General features: G+C 68.3%; 16 protein-coding genes. 10 read left to right on the top strand and 6 right to left on the bottom strand.

Annotation, left to right across the window (positions count from 1 at the left end):
* Positions 1 to 103: 103 nt before the first annotated feature.
* Both ACTIF2_RS07970 and ACTIF2_RS07965 read right to left on the bottom strand, forming a co-directional pair.
* Entirely contained in the window at positions 104 to 751 is a 648-nt protein-coding gene (locus tag ACTIF2_RS07970) for a dihydrofolate reductase family protein (protein ID WP_439496522.1), read from the bottom strand.
* A gap of 109 nt (positions 752 to 860) precedes the next feature.
* A complete protein-coding gene (locus ACTIF2_RS07965; protein WP_439496521.1) occupies positions 861 to 1,775 on the bottom strand; it encodes a DMT family transporter in 915 nt (304 codons plus the stop codon).
* 125 nt (positions 1,776 to 1,900) lie between these two features.
* On the opposite strand from ACTIF2_RS07965, the gene ACTIF2_RS07960 reads away from it, so the two are divergent.
* The gene (locus ACTIF2_RS07960; RefSeq protein WP_439496520.1) at positions 1,901 to 2,335 is read left to right on the top strand and encodes an Lrp/AsnC family transcriptional regulator; all 435 of its coding nucleotides are present in this window, start codon (positions 1,901 to 1,903) and stop codon (positions 2,333 to 2,335) included.
* 131 nt (positions 2,336 to 2,466) lie between these two features.
* Positions 2,467 to 2,979 carry a DUF1801 domain-containing protein gene (locus tag ACTIF2_RS07955; RefSeq protein ID WP_439496519.1) on the top strand — a complete coding sequence of 171 codons (513 nt, stop codon included), beginning with the start codon at positions 2,467 to 2,469 and terminating at the stop codon, positions 2,977 to 2,979.
* A gap of 13 nt (positions 2,980 to 2,992) precedes the next feature.
* Here the strand turns inward: ACTIF2_RS07955 and ACTIF2_RS07950 are convergent, their stop codons facing one another.
* The gene (locus ACTIF2_RS07950) at positions 2,993 to 3,988 is read right to left on the bottom strand and encodes an arginase family protein (protein ID WP_439496518.1); all 996 of its coding nucleotides are present in this window, start codon (positions 3,986 to 3,988) and stop codon (positions 2,993 to 2,995) included.
* 29 nt (positions 3,989 to 4,017) lie between these two features.
* On the opposite strand from ACTIF2_RS07950, the gene ACTIF2_RS07945 reads away from it, so the two are divergent.
* From ACTIF2_RS07945 to ACTIF2_RS07935, 3 genes are all read left to right on the top strand, one after another.
* Positions 4,018 to 4,443: a DUF1801 domain-containing protein gene (locus ACTIF2_RS07945; RefSeq protein ID WP_439496517.1), complete on the top strand. Its 426-nt coding sequence runs from the start codon at positions 4,018 to 4,020 to the stop codon at positions 4,441 to 4,443.
* A gap of 98 nt (positions 4,444 to 4,541) precedes the next feature.
* Positions 4,542 to 5,351 carry an MBL fold metallo-hydrolase gene (locus ACTIF2_RS07940; protein WP_439496516.1) on the top strand — a complete coding sequence of 270 codons (810 nt, stop codon included), beginning with the start codon at positions 4,542 to 4,544 and terminating at the stop codon, positions 5,349 to 5,351.
* A 112-nt stretch (positions 5,352 to 5,463) separates the two neighbouring features.
* Positions 5,464 to 5,784: a hypothetical protein gene (locus ACTIF2_RS07935; protein ID WP_439496515.1), complete on the top strand. Its 321-nt coding sequence runs from the start codon at positions 5,464 to 5,466 to the stop codon at positions 5,782 to 5,784.
* A 12-nt stretch (positions 5,785 to 5,796) separates the two neighbouring features.
* Here ACTIF2_RS07935 and ACTIF2_RS07930 read toward each other — a convergent pair whose 3' ends face one another.
* Positions 5,797 to 6,540: a 3-oxoacyl-ACP reductase family protein gene (locus ACTIF2_RS07930; RefSeq protein WP_439496514.1), complete on the bottom strand. Its 744-nt coding sequence runs from the start codon at positions 6,538 to 6,540 to the stop codon at positions 5,797 to 5,799.
* 102 nt (positions 6,541 to 6,642) lie between these two features.
* Between ACTIF2_RS07930 and ACTIF2_RS07925 the strand changes: the two genes are divergently transcribed.
* Positions 6,643 to 7,269 (top strand): TetR/AcrR family transcriptional regulator, encoded by a 627-nt coding sequence (locus ACTIF2_RS07925; protein WP_439496513.1) that lies wholly within the window; start codon positions 6,643 to 6,645, stop codon positions 7,267 to 7,269.
* On the opposite strand, the gene ACTIF2_RS07920 is transcribed toward ACTIF2_RS07925, so the two are convergent.
* Together ACTIF2_RS07920 and ACTIF2_RS07915 are read right to left on the bottom strand one after the other, a co-directional pair.
* Entirely contained in the window at positions 7,247 to 9,064 is a 1,818-nt protein-coding gene (locus ACTIF2_RS07920; protein WP_439496512.1) for a monovalent cation:proton antiporter-2 (CPA2) family protein, read from the bottom strand. The genes ACTIF2_RS07925 and ACTIF2_RS07920 overlap by 23 nt on opposite strands.
* A 95-nt stretch (positions 9,065 to 9,159) precedes the next feature.
* On the bottom strand, positions 9,160 to 10,185 hold the full coding sequence (locus ACTIF2_RS07915; protein ID WP_439496511.1) for an aldo/keto reductase: 1,026 nt from the start codon (positions 10,183 to 10,185) through the stop codon (positions 9,160 to 9,162).
* A 157-nt stretch (positions 10,186 to 10,342) separates the two neighbouring features.
* Between ACTIF2_RS07915 and fliK the strand changes: the two genes are divergently transcribed.
* The 4 genes from fliK to mog all read left to right on the top strand — a co-directional run.
* Positions 10,343 to 11,860, top strand: a complete 1,518-nt coding sequence (gene fliK, locus ACTIF2_RS07910) for a flagellar hook-length control protein FliK (protein WP_439496510.1) — start codon at positions 10,343 to 10,345, stop codon at positions 11,858 to 11,860.
* Positions 11,857 to 12,150, top strand: a complete 294-nt coding sequence (locus ACTIF2_RS07905; RefSeq protein WP_439496509.1) for an EscU/YscU/HrcU family type III secretion system export apparatus switch protein — start codon at positions 11,857 to 11,859, stop codon at positions 12,148 to 12,150. Before fliK ends, ACTIF2_RS07905 begins: the two co-directional genes overlap by 4 nt.
* 46 nt (positions 12,151 to 12,196) lie before the next feature.
* Positions 12,197 to 13,339: a GNAT family N-acetyltransferase gene (locus tag ACTIF2_RS07900; protein ID WP_439496508.1), complete on the top strand. Its 1,143-nt coding sequence runs from the start codon at positions 12,197 to 12,199 to the stop codon at positions 13,337 to 13,339.
* Positions 13,340 to 13,424: 85 nt separating this feature from the next.
* Positions 13,425 to 13,820 (top strand): molybdopterin adenylyltransferase (mog, locus tag ACTIF2_RS07895; protein ID WP_439496507.1); only part of this gene is annotated, 396 nt, incomplete at its 3' end.

Here is a 13,820-nt window from a genome sequence, read left to right as displayed (position 1 = left end):
CGTCGAGCCATGCCGGCGGAACTCACGAACTCTCTCTGAGGCTTTCGGGAAATTCAGCCGCTATGTAGCGACGCAGCCCGGCCGGCGCAACGGCCCCGCCAGTTCAGGCGGCCCGCTCGATCACCATATGCGTCGTCGCCTCCGTGCCGACATGGCGCGTGCAGTCATAGCCGAGCGCCGGCAGGTCGAGGCCAGTGAAGAGGTTCTCGCCCTCGCCCAGAAGCACAGGCGAGACGGCGAGATGCATCTCGTCGATCGCGCGGGCCCGGAGATAGTGCCGGACCGTCGCGACCCCGCCGCCGAGCCTGACATCCTTGCCCTGTGCCGCCTCCCGCGCCAGCCTCAGCGCCACCTCCGGTCCCTCGGTGACGAAATGGAAGACCGTGCCGCCCTCCATCTCCAGCGGCGGGCGGGCATGATGGGTCAGCACGAAGACCGGGACGTGATAGGGCGGGTTGTCGCCCCACCAGCCCTTCCAGCTCTCGTCCGGCCATTCGCCCCGGATCGGGCCGAACATGTTCCGCCCCATGATCCAGGCGCCGATATTCTCGAAGCCGCGCGCCGCGAACTCCTCGTCGATGCCAGTGCCACCGCCCTCCTGGCCGAGCATCTTGCGGAAGGTCCGCGTCTTGAAGACCCAGCGATGCAAGCTCTCGCCTTTCACGCCGAGCGGATGCTGCAGGCTCTGCTCCGGCCCGGCGCCGAACCCGTCGAGCGAGACCGAGAAATTCCTCACCACCAGCTTGCTCATCTCATGCCTCCAATACCAGTTGCAATTCGATATCGGATTATTCTCATATCCGATTGCGAATTACAACTGGTATTTTGCGGCTCGTTTCAGCGTGGCGATCTGCCGGGACTCATGTCCCGCTCGGGCCGGCCTGAGCATCGGATCGCCGCAGCCATGCGGGCAGGGACCAGCCGAGCGTCATGCCCGCCGCCGCGACCAGGATCGCCGCCGCGCCGGCGATCTGCGCAAGCTGCGGCTGCAGGCCGAAGGCGGCGAGATCGACGATGATCGCCACGAGCGGATAGATGAAGGACAGCGCCCCGGTCAGCGTCGTCGGCAGGCGCTGGATCGCCGCATAGAGCAGGATGAAGACCAGGCCGGTATGGACCACGCCGAGCGTGCCGAGCAGCGCCCAGCTCGTTGCCCCGCTCGGCAGCTCGGAGACATTCGCCAGCGGCGCCAGCATCACGATCCCCACCAGGACCTGCACGAGCACGATCAGATGGGGCGGCACGCCCTTCAGCGCCTTCGCGACGATCGCGGCGACCGCATAGAAGAACGCCGCCCCGAGCGCCAAGGCGATCCCGACGAGATAATCGCCGCCGGCCCCCGAGCCGCCCGGCTTCCCCTGCACGATCATGAGCATCCCGAGGAACGCCATGACGAGCCAGAACAGCTTGGACAGGGTCAGCCGCTCCGCGAAGAGCAGCACGCCGAGGCCGACCAGCATGAAGGGCTGCGTGTTGTAGACCACTGTCGCGACCGAGATCGAGGCATGCGAATAGGCCGCGAAGAGCAGGAGCCAGTTCAGCACGATCGCGACGCCGCCGAGCGCCGCCAGGGCGAGCTGCCGGCCGCTCATCGCGTCCCGCCTGATCAGCCCCATCGCGGCGCAGACCGCGATCATCGTCACCGCGCCGAAGACGCAGCGCCAGAACACCACGGCCAGCACCGGCTGGCCGGAGCGGACGACGAACCAGCCGATCGTGCCCGAGATCACCATGGCGGCCGACATTTCGGCGGTCCCGCGCGTCGTGCTGTTCATTGCGACCTCCATCATTCTATCGCCAGAGCGTAGAGAGGCGGGCACGCATCTGATATGGATTTTCAGAGACAAAACGAATGATGAGCCTCATAATGTGAGGCGCACTCAGCAAACGAGCTATCATCATGCTTGACGACCTTGACCGCCGCATCGTCGAAATCCTGATCGACGACGCTCGCATCTCGCTGAAGGAGCTGGCGCTGCGCGTGAAGCTGTCCTCTCCCAGCGTCTCCGAACGCCTGCGGCGCCTGGAGGAACGCGGCGTGATCCGCGCCTTCACCGTCGATATCGACCCCCAGGCGCTCGGCTATCAGCTGCAGGCCATCGTCCGCATCCGCCCGCTGCCAGGAAAGCTGCACGCGGTCAGACAGCTGATCGAGGAGATTCCCGAATTCGGCGAATGCGACAAGGTCACCGGCGATGACTGCTTCATCGGCCGCCTCTATCTGCGTTCGATCGAGCAGCTCGACCAGATCCTCGACCGCATCGCCGACAAGGCCGAGACCAGCTCGGCCATCGTCAAGAGCCAGCCGGTGAGACGGCGATTGCCGCCGCTATAGGGAATCCTAGGCTCGCAACCTGCCGCGAGAAAACCGCTCCCAACGACGGGTCGATGCTGTATCTCTTTGCCGCAAGGTGCTGGGCCAATTGAGTCCTTGATTGTTTGTCCGTCTGTCGTGGAGCGAACGCAATGGCCAAGGAGACGTCCAAGAAGTCGGCGACGGTCGCAAAGAAGCCCGACGCCAAACCGGTCGCCGCGAAGGCGGCCAAGCCGCGCAAGGAGGTTGCGAAGTCAGCGGATGCGAAGCCGATCCTCCTCTCGGGCGGCAACCCCCAGATCGCGAAGGGCTATGGCGACGCCCCCGTGCAGGCCTATATCGCGGCCATGCCGGGCTGGAAGAGCGATCTCGGGCGCCGCCTCGACGCGCTCATCGCGCGCACCGTCCCGGGCGTGCGCAAGGCCGTCAAATGGAACTCGCCCTTCTATGGCCTCGAGGACAACGTTTGGTTCCTCAGCCTGCATTGCTTCACGAAATACGTGAAGGTGACCTTCTTCCGCGGCACGTCGCTGCGTCCTGTCCCGCTCGGCGCGTCCAAGCACCCCGAAGTGCGCTATCTCGACATCTACGAGGGCCAGCTCGACGAAGCTCAATTCGCCGATTGGGTGAAGCAGGCCAGCCAATTGCCCGGCGAACGCATGTGAGATGCCGCTCGAACTAGCCGAGAGCGTCCGCAAGCACCTCGTTCAGGCGCGCGAACGCGGCGGCCTCGTCCGGCGCGTGGTCCGGACTGACCTCGGTGATGGTCAAGCCGCGCCATTGCGGCAGGGCGGCCAACCGCTTCAGCACGAAGGCGGCTTGCTCCAGTGTGAGACCGTCGCAACGGCGCACATTCTCGGCGATCGGAAACTCGATGTAGGAGAGTGCGTCGACATCGAAGTGAACCAGCACGCAGTCGAACTGCGCCGCCCATTCGGCCGCGCGCGCCGCTGCCGCCTCGATGTCGCTCAAAGCGTCCGCGCGCGATATCACCTCGATCGCATGATCCCTGATTACGGCCGCTTCAGGGGGAGTGATGTTCTCGACGCCGAAATAGAGCAGCTGCTCGGGCGTGAGCATCGGCCGGGTCGGGCCGAGCCCGGCAAGCGAAGGCTCGCAGCCGGGGATATCGAGCAGATGCGCGACCCCGGTCCAGTCCAGAGCGCCATCGCTCGTGACAGGCGCGTTTAGATCGGCATCGAAGTCGATATAGACGAGTCCGACCTGGGCTCCGGCCGCCTTCGCGCCCGCGACCGTTCCCAGTTCCACGGTGCAATCCCCGCCCAGGACGAGCACGTCTTCCTGCGCTGCGATCGCCGTCGTCACCCGGCCTGCGACCTGCTCACAGGCCTGGCGTACGGCGTCCAGATTCATGGCCTGCGGCCTCGAGGCATCCGGTCGCCAGCGGAACGAGGCGACATCGCCATGATCCCTGACGGCTCTGCCTCGGCTCGCAAGCGCCTCCGCCAGCCCATGTCGCCGAAAAGCCGCCGGCGCCTGTTCCTGCCCCGGCGCATAGGCACCCGCACTGGTGGCGGCGCCGATCAGGTTCAACACGCGCGCCGCCAACTTGACGCTCCATTTCGGATAATCCCTGCTACTGAACGTGTCGAAGGGAAGGAAGTTTCGTCCGCGATGCCTCGATGCGGCCGCGAAGCGCCAAGCGCCGAACATGCGCAAAGCCGGAAGGAGCTGGTTCAACCATGAAGAAGAGCGGCGCGAAGGAAGCCGAAGGCGGCGACAGCCCCTCTGAGCTGATCGATGGGAGAATCCGGGAGCTGAGTGACTGGCGAGGCGCGACGCTCGCCCGCGTTCGAGCCCTCATCAGGCAGGCCGACCCTGACGTGGTCGAGGCATGGAAGTGGCGCGGGGTTCCGATCTGGGAGCATGCCGGGATCATCTGCACCGGCGAGACCTACAAGGCTGCCGTGAAGCTGACCTTCGCCAAGGGCGCTTCGCTGGAAGACCCGTCAGGCCTCTTCAACTCGAGCCTCGACGGCAATACCAGGCGCGCCATTGATCTCCATGAGGGTGACGAGATCGATGAAGCGGCGTTTCAGGCGCTCATTCGCGCCGCCGTGGCCCTGAACGCCTCGGCGCGGTCGCGGAAGGGGTCAAAGGGCGCCTGACGCCTTCGCCGTTCACGAAACCGCCAGATCGAGCTCCGAGACTTCCCCCGGCGCGGCTTTTGCCTAGGCTTGCCAAGCTGAACAAGCTGGAGCGCTTCATGGGCTTGTCGAGGATTCTGATCGGTATCGGACTGGCGCTTGCGGCATTCGGCTTCGCCCAGCCCAATCCCGCCCTGGCCCAGTCCGACGAGCCGGGCTGCCGCCCCGAGATGGCGAGCTTGCGGCTGCCGATCCAACGTGCCGCGCTGGCCAAGGACGAGATCCGCCTGACCTTTATCGGCCACGCCACCTTCCTGATCGAGACGCCGGGAGGCGTGAAGGCCGCGACCGACTACAACGACTATGTCCGCCCGCCCGGGACGCCCGACATCGCCACGATGAACAAGGCGCATTCGACGCATAACTCGCGCAATCCCGACCCTGCGATCAAGCAGGTCCTGCCGGGTTGGGATCCGACCGGCCAGGGCCCGGCGAAGCACGACGTCACGCTCGGCGACATGCGCGTGCGCAACGTGCCGACCAATATCCGCTCCTATTCCGGCTCGACCGATTTCGACGGCAACTCGATGTTCGTCTTCGAGATCGGCGATCTCTGCATCGCCCATCTCGGCCATTTGCATCACCCGCTCGAGCCCGGTCATCTGCGCGCGCTCGGCCGCGTCGACGTGGTGCTCTTCCCGGTCGATGGCAGCTACACGCTCGATCAGGAGGGCATGCTGGAGGTGCTGAAATCGCTGCAGGCCAAGGTGATGATCCCGATGCATTTCTTCGGCGGCTCGAGCCTCAGCCGCTTCCTCGCACGTTCGCAGGACCTCTGGCCGGTCGAGCGCCGCGATACGTCCGAGATCGTCGTGAGCAAGGCCGGACTGCCGGCGAAGCCGACCATCATCGTCCTGCCGGGGAACTGAGCACTGGCAGCGCCTTCCAGCTTGGCCTTAACGCCTTGCTCAGCCTGATAAAAGGCTCCGCTTGCGGTTTTCTTCCGTTGCGGCAGGGTGCTGTCCTCGACAGGAGGACAGCATGATCCGCTTTCTCGCGATTGCCATTCTGGCGACGACCTTGCTGCCGGCCAGCGCCGAGGCCCGAAAATTCCGTTCCGGCAGCCGCTCGCACACGGACGCCGGCGCGAGCCCGACCGGAGGAAGCGGAAGCTCGACCGTCGTCGTGCCGCGGGTCGGCCGCTCGTCGAGGCCGGATGAGGCCAAGGCCGGGCAGCCGACGCGCCCGCCCTTCCCCACCGCCAGCGCTGCACCGGTCCTGCTGCGCGTGAACAGCGTCACCGAGCCCAAGATCTGGTGCCGCAGCGATGTCGTCGTCGGCGGCTTCTGCGTGGTGAACTGAGGCCAACGGCCGTCAGCTATTGACCCCGCCATCCACCGCGAAGCCCGCGCCGGTGACGAAGCGCGCCTCCTCGCTGGCGAGATAGGCGACCATGCTGGCGATATCCTCCGGCTTGCCGTAGCGCGGGATCGCCATCCGGGCGCGCTGCGCATCGGCCTGCGGACCCGAGGCCGGGTTCATGTCAGTGTCGGTCGAGCCGGGATGCACGATATTGACGGTGACGCCGCGCGGCCCGAGATCACGCGCCAGCCCCTTGGTAAAGCCGATCAGCGCCGCCTTGCTCATCGCATAGAGCGTGATGTCCGGCTCGGTGACGCGCTCGGCGAGGCAGGAGCCGATCGAGACGATCCGCCCGCCTTCGCTGAGATGCGCGGCCGCGGCCTGCGAGGCGAGCACGACGGCCCGCACGTTCACGGCGAGCGTCGCATCGATATCGGCGAGCTGCCAGCCTTCGACCGGCCCGGCTCCGCGGAAGATGCCGGCATTGTTGACCAGGATGTCAAGGCCGCCGAGCGTGGCCGCCGTTTTGTCGACCGCGCCCTTGATCGCGGCCGGGTCGGCGCTGTCGGCCGCGAACGCGACGGCCTTGCGGCCGAGCGCCTCGATCGCGCGCACGACCTCCGCGGCCTTGTCGGCCGAGCGCTCATAGGTCAGCGCCACGTCGGCGCCCTCCTGCGCCAGTCGCAAAGCGATCGCCGCGCCGATGCCACGGCTGCCGCCGGTGACGAGGGCCTTCTTGCCAGTGAGGCGGGACATTGGGAACTCCATTTCTATAATGATCGATACAGAAATGGCTAAATCGCTTGCCGGCGCCCGTCAAGCGATTTATTTATCGATCGTTATAGAATGGAGGAGACGATGAGCGATCGCGGCCGCCCGCGCTCTTTCGACCGCACCCAGGCCCTGCGGAACGCCATGATGCTGTTCTGGGCCAAGGGCTATCACGCGACCTCGCTCGGCGATCTGACCGAGGCGATGGGCATCGGCGCGCCGAGCCTCTATGCCGCCTTCGGCAGCAAGGAGAAGCTCTATTGCGAAGCGGCCGATTTCTTTGAGGCCAGCGAAAGCGGCGAGATCATCGGCCCGTTCGATCGGGCATCGACGGCAAGGGACGCCATCGCCGGCTTCCTGATGGCGAGCGCCGCGGTGTTCACGCGCCCCGGGCGGCCGCCCGGCTGCATGATCGTGCTCTCGGCGGTGAACGCGATCGGCGTCGGCGAGGAGACCACGGACAAGCTGCGCAGGATGCGCGCCGGCAGCGTCAAGACCATCGCCGGCAGGCTGCGCCGGGCGGTCGAGGCCGGCGAGATCCCGCCCGGCATCGATGCCGAGGCGATCGCCAGCTATTACGTCACGGTCCAGCAGGGCATGTCGATCCAGGCGCGCGACGGCGCCTCGCGCGCCCAGCTCGAAGCGATCGCCCAGGGCGCCATGGCGGCCTGGGACGGCTTGGTGCGGCCGCTTACGGAACCCGCTCTTCGCTGAGATCGTCGGGCACGTTGCCATGCACCTTGCCCGGCGCCTTCGGCTTGGTCAGCGGCGCCGGCACCGGCGCGTTGCCGCGGATCAGGTCGTTGCCGGCATGGATGTCGCTCGCCACCTGCAGGTCGAGGCGCTCGTCGTCGCGACGGCGCACATCCTCGGCGATCTCCGCCACCTCGTCCTCGGGCACGCCCATGCCGCGCAGCACGGCGGCGCCGAAGACCATGGCGGATTCGAAGGTCTCGCGGATCTGGTAGTCGACATTGGCCCGGATCAGGTCCATCGCATGGCCACGGTCATAGGCCCGGACGAACAGTTTCGCATGCGGGAACTCGGCCTGGGCCAGCCCGACGATGCGGTTGGCCGTGACGCGGCTCTCGACACAGATCAGGATCGCCTCGGCCCGCTCGGCGCCCGAGGCTTGCAGGATCTCGCGGCGCGTGCCGTCGCCGTAATGCACCTTGAAGCCGAAATCCGCCGCCGCGCGGATCAGCTCGACATCGACCTCGATGATCGAGACGCTGAAGCCGCGCGCCAGCAGTGCCTGGCTCGCGACCTGGCCGAAGCGGCCGAAGCCGATGATCAGCGCCCTGCCCTGCAACCCGTCCGCGACGTCGATGCCGTCGAGCGATTCCTGCTCCGGCGGCAGGAAGCGGTCGAGCGCGATCACGAGCAGCGGCGTCAGCGCCATCGACAGGATCACGGTCGCGCTGGCGACGGCATTGACCTGCGCATCGAAAATCCCGGCCGACGCTGCAGCCGCGTAGAGCACGAAGGCGAACTCGCCGCCCTGCGAGAACAGCGCGACGCGGGTGATCGCGTCGCGCGTGCTCGACCTGAACAGCTTGGCGACGATGAAGATGCCGGTCGCCTTCACCGCCATGAAGGCGATCACGGCGAACAGGACGAGCTGCCATTGCTGCGCGATCATGCCGAGGTCGAGCGACATGCCGACCGCCAGGAAGAACAGTCCGAGCAGGATCCCGCGGAACGGCTCGATATCGGCTTCGAGCTGGTGCCTGAAACTCGATTCCGAGAGCAGCACGCCGGCGAGGAAGGCGCCCATCGCCATCGAGAGCCCGCCGAGCTGCATCACCAGGGCCGCGCCGAGCACGACGAGCAGCGCCGCAGCCGTCATCACCTCGCGGGCCTGCGAGGCCGCCAGCAGCCGGAACATCGGGTTGAGCAGCCAGCGGCCGGCGACGACGAGCCCGACGAGACAGGCTGCCCCGATCAGCAGCGGCATCCAGCCGCCGGTCGTGCCGGCCTTGGCTGGCGCCAGCACCGCGACGATCGCCAGCAAGGGCACGATCGCCAGGTCCTCGAGCAGCAGGATCGAGACCGCCTGCTGCCCCTGCGGCGTCGAGGTTTCGCCGCGCTCGTTCAGCATCTGCATGACGACCGCGGTCGAGGACAGCACGAAGCCCATTCCGGCGACGAAGGCGGCAGGCAGGCTCAGGCCCGCCAGCAGCCCGACCCCGGTCAGCAGCGCGCCGCAAAGGCAGACCTGCGCCGCGCCGAGCCCGAAGATCTCTCCCCGGAGCTTCCACAGCCGCGACGGCTGCATTTCCAGGCCGATGATGAACAGGAACATGACGACGCCGAGCTCGGCGACGTGCAGCACCGCTTCCGGATTCGAGAACAGCCCCAGGCCCGACGGGCCGATGACGATGCCGGCGCTGAAATAGCCGAGCACCGAGCCGAGGCCGAGACGGCGGAAGATCGGCACCGCGACGACGCCGGCGCCGAGCAGCGCGACGACCTTGACGAGATCTCCGGTCAGGCCTTCGACTGCCATGCATCCCCCTTGGCGCTCTTCGGGCGGCGCGCCGCCTCCAAAATTGTCAGACGCTCACTTGCGCATCCCGTCCCGAAAGAGCAAGCCTCGCGCCATCAGGCGCCCATACCCCCGGCGCCACGCGCAATGCGGCCCTCCAGCGGATAGGCCGGGTCGCTATAGCCCGGCGTCGACGGATGGCCGGGCGGCACGAGCCGATCGACCAGCGCCTCGTCCTGCGCATCGAAACCGGCCTCCAGCGCCGCCAGATAGGCCTGCCATTGCGCCAGCGTGCGCGGGCCGGCGATCGCAGCCGTCACCAAGGCGTTGTTGAGCACCCAGGCCACGGCGAACTGGATCGGGGTCAGGCCCTTGGCCACGGCGTGGTCGCGAATCTCGCGCGCGATCACCAGCGATTCCTCGCGCCACTCGGTCTGCATGATGCGCCGGTCGGCGCGCCCGGCGCGGGTGCCTTCCGGCGGCGCCTGGCCCGGCTCGTATTTCGCGGTGAGCACGCCGCGCGCCAGGGGTGAGTAGGAGGCGACGCCGAGCCCGTAGAACCCGCAGGCCGGCAGATGCTCGACCTCGGGCATGCGGTTCATCGCGTTGTAATAGGGTTGGCTGACCACCGGCCGGTCGATGCCGAGCTCGTCGCAGAGCCGGCAGATCTCGGCGACGCGCCAGGAGCGATAGTTCGAGACGCCGAAATGCCGGATCTTGCCTTGCCGAACGAGGTCGCCCATCGCCCGCACCGTTTCGGCCAGCGGCACGGTATGGTCCTCCTTGTGGAGGTAGTAGATGTCGATGAAATCGGTGCCGAGCCGCCTCAGGCTGTCCTCGCAGGCCTGCATCACCCATTTGCGCGAGAGCCCGCTCTGGTAGGGGCCCGGCCCCATCACGCTTGCGACCTTGGTGGCGAGCACCCATTCGTGCCGGTTCGCGGCGACGGCGCGGCCCGTCACCTCCTCGGAGCGGCCTTCGTTATAGGCATCGGCGGTGTCGATGAAATTGATACCGGCAGCGCGGGCAGACGCGACGATCTCGCGCGAATCCGCCTCGCTGGTGGCGCCCCCGAACATCATCGTGCCGAGGCAAAGCGGCGAAACCTTCAGGCCGGAACGGCCGAGCCGGCGATAATCCATGAGCGTAGTCCTTGCTGCGTTGCGGCAAACCTGCCCCATCGCTCGCCCTCGCACCAGAGCGGTGGGCGCAGGCGCGCCCTGCCGAAGCGGAGGATTCTCAAGAGTTTCCTTAAGCTTTCATGGGAAGCTGCGACAACTCGTCAATGGCCGTTTCCCGATGAACCTCGCCGCTCTCGCCCAGAGCCAGACCTTCGCGACCTTGCTCGCGGCACTTGCGCCGACGGGCGACCTCGCCATCGGCAAGACGATCGAGGCGCGCCTGATCTCGCTCGACGGGAACGGAGCCGCGACGGCGCTGGTCAACGGCGTCAGGATCGACCTCGTTCTGGCCGGTCCGGAAGCGAGGCAGGCGGCCCTGCAGCCCGGCGCCACGCTGACGCTCAGGATCGATGCCCCGGAAGATGGCGGCAAGGGCCTGCGCGCGACCCTGATCGAGGTCCGCCCCGCCGGCGCCGACACGGTGCCGCGAACCGCCCAGCCCGTTCCTCTGGACCGGCCGGGACCCGCAGCGACGGCCGCGACAAGCCTGGCCATGGCGACGCTCCCTGCGCTGACCGCAGCTCGGCCGCAAGGCGCCGAAGCCGCCATGGTCGGCGCGCAACCCCCCGCTCGCGACGCAGCGCCAGCCGGCCCCGCCAGGGCGCCGCAGCTCGACGCCACGCTCTCGCCCCGCGCGCTGGCTGGCCCGTTGCTGGGCGCCGCGCTGGCCCGGCAGGACAGCCTGGCGCCGCTCTTCGCCAATCTGCGCGTGCTCGCGAACGGCTCGGTCTCGCTGGTGCTTCCCAAGCCCCTGCTCGGGCTGATCGACCAGATCCTCGCCCAGGCCATGCCTGTCGAGCGCCGGGCGGTGACGGCCCCGACCCTGAAGCAGGCCGTCGCCCGTTCCGGGCTTTTCCTCGAAGCCCGCGAGGCCGAGGCGCCGCGTTCGGACACGCCTGGACGAGGCACTGACGCGCCCCGCTCCCCCGCGGCCATGCCGCCGGACGATCTCAAAGCCGGCCTGCGCGCGCTGCGCGAAATGCTGCGGCCGCTGATCGCAATCGATGCGCCGCCTCCCGATGCGAAGCCCGCCGACGCCGCGCCGAGGACCGAAGGAGAACAGCCCCCCACGCGTCCGGCGCCGCCGCGGCGCGACGGCACGCTCGTCTCGCAGCAGATCGCCGAGCCGAGCCTGACTGCCGCCGAGAAGCCGGTCGTCATCGCCCGAACCCTGCTCGACCAGACCGAAGCGGCGCTCGACCGGATCAAGCTGGCGCAGTTCGCCTCGCTGCCGCCGGAAAGCGCGCGCCCCGAAGCCGCGCAGAGCCTGCGCTGGGTGACCGAGATCCCACTCACCTTCCAGGCCGGCACGGCGATCCTGCCGCTCCATATCGAGAAGGAGCCGCCGCGCCGGAACGCGTCGGGCGCGACCGCGCCGATCTGGCGCATGCGCTTCGCCCTCGACGCCGAGCCGATGGGGCCCCTCCAGGGCGTCGTCACCCTGCAGGGACGCGCCGTCAGCGTCTCGCTCTGGGCCGAGCGCGAGGATACCAGCCAGTTCCTGCAAGGAGCGGCCCCCGATCTCCAGGCCGCGCTCGCCAACGCGCAGTTCGAGGACGGCACGGTCGATATCCATACCGGCCACCCGCAGGCGCGCCATGCCGTGTCCGGGCAATTCCTGGATCGCCTGTCATGACCCCTCTCCCGCCGAACCCGCTCGCGGTCGCGCTCGAATATGACGGCCACGGCGCCCCGCGCGTCACCGCGAAGGGTCGCGGCGAGCTGGCCCAGCGCATCATCGAGACGGCGCGCGAGCACGATGTCGATATCGAGCAGAACGCCATGCTGGCGCAGGCTCTCTCGACCGTCGAGCTCGACGACCAGATTCCCGAGGAGCTCTATCGCGCGGCAGCGCAGGTCATCGCCTTCGTGCTCTCGCTGCGGGGCGAGATGCGGCCTCGCAAGCGGGACGGCCGGCGATCGTGAGTCGCGAGGCCCCCGAGCCAGGCGGCCGGCACCGCATGGACGCCCTATGAACGCGGATATCGTCATCCGGCGTGCGGGCGTCACCGACTATGCCGAGCTCGGCACGGCCTTCGCGGAGTTGGCCAGGCGCGCCGTCGAGCCCAACCCGGCGATGTCGCCTGACGCGGTCTCCGCCGCGTGCCTGCTCGTGCCCGAGGAACAGATCATCGTTCTCTGCGCCTGGCGCAGCGAGGCCCTCGGCTCGGACAGCCTGGTCGGCGTCTGGGCGCTCCGCCTTCGGCGCGATTGGCGCAGCGGCTTCGCATCCGTCCTGAGCGCACCGCTGGTCCCGCTCTACGAGGTCTCGTCGGCCCCGGTGCTCGACCGCGACGATGCCGACGACATCGCGCGCGCCATGCTGCGCCACCTCGCCGCCTCCGGCGATCTGCCGAAGACGCTGGCCCTGCCGCTCCTGCCGATGGAAGGCCCCGGTTTCCGGGCGCTGGAGGAGGCCTGCCGGGCGACGGGCAGCAAGGTGACGACCTATGAGGCCTGGGAGCGCCCGGTGATGGTCGCGCAGCCCGACGACGACGCCGAGCGCTATCTCCGGCGCGCGCTCGGCTCCGGCTACAAGAAGCGCATGCAGCAGTTCCGTTCGGTCGGACGCAGCGGCGCCGTCTCCTTCCAGCGAAAACGCCGCGCCGCGGCGCAAGAGGCTTTCGGCACCTTCCTCGCGCTCGAGGCGGCCGGCTGGAAGGGCGCGGCGGGAACCGCGATCGCCTGCCTGCCGGCGGATGCCGCCTATTTCAACAAGCTGGTAGAGCTCCTCGCGGCGCAGGACGCGCTGCAGCTCGACACGCTCCTGCTCGACGGCCAGCCCATCGCCATGGGGCTTCTCGTCGACAGCGCCGGCACCCGCCAGTTCCTCAAGATCGCCTATGACGAGACACAAGGCCGGCATTCGCCGGGCCGGACGCTGGCCATCGCCATGCTGCAGGCCGATTTCACCGAGGGCCCGCCGGCCTTCTTCGACAGCGGCGCCGGCGAAGGCGTCGATGCCGGGACCTATGTCTGGGGCGAGCGACGCCCCATGGCGAACGCCATTGTCGCGATCGGCAGCGCGATGTTCGGCCCGGCGCAGGCTGCGGCCCTGGCCCGGATGTGGCTGCGCCGCCTGCGCGATCGCCGGGCTGGCGCCAAACCCGTTTGAGCGTCGGGCGCGCGCGGCAGCCTCATTGACCGCGAGGCCGGGCCGTCCGATACCCGCGCAACGGCAATCGGCGGCGCGGAACGGCATGACCAGCGAGATCAGGATCGGCATCGTCACGGTTTCCGACCGCGCTTCGGCCGGCATCTATGCCGACGAGGGCGGCCCGGCCATCCACGACTACCTGACCAAGGCGCTCGCCTCGCCCTGGGTTCCGGTCGCGCGCGTCATTCCCGACGACCGCAAGGGCATCGCGCAGACGCTGATCGAGCTCGCCGACCGCGAGGGCTGCTGCCTGATCGTCACGACCGGCGGCACAGGCCCGGCGCCGCGCGACGTCACGCCGGAGGCGACGGAAGATGTCGTCGAGAAGCCGATGCCGGGCTTCGGCGAATTGATGCGCCAGGTCAGCCTGGCCAAGGTGCCGACCGCGATCCTGTCGCGTCAGACCGCCGGCATCCGTGGGCGCTCGCTGATCGTCAAC

This window comes from Allobosea sp., assembly GCF_051860145.1.
Classification (GTDB): Bacteria; Pseudomonadota; Alphaproteobacteria; order Rhizobiales; family Beijerinckiaceae; genus Allobosea.
The sequence above is the reverse complement of the archived record's forward strand: the minus strand, read 5'-3'. Positions and strand labels throughout refer to the sequence as shown.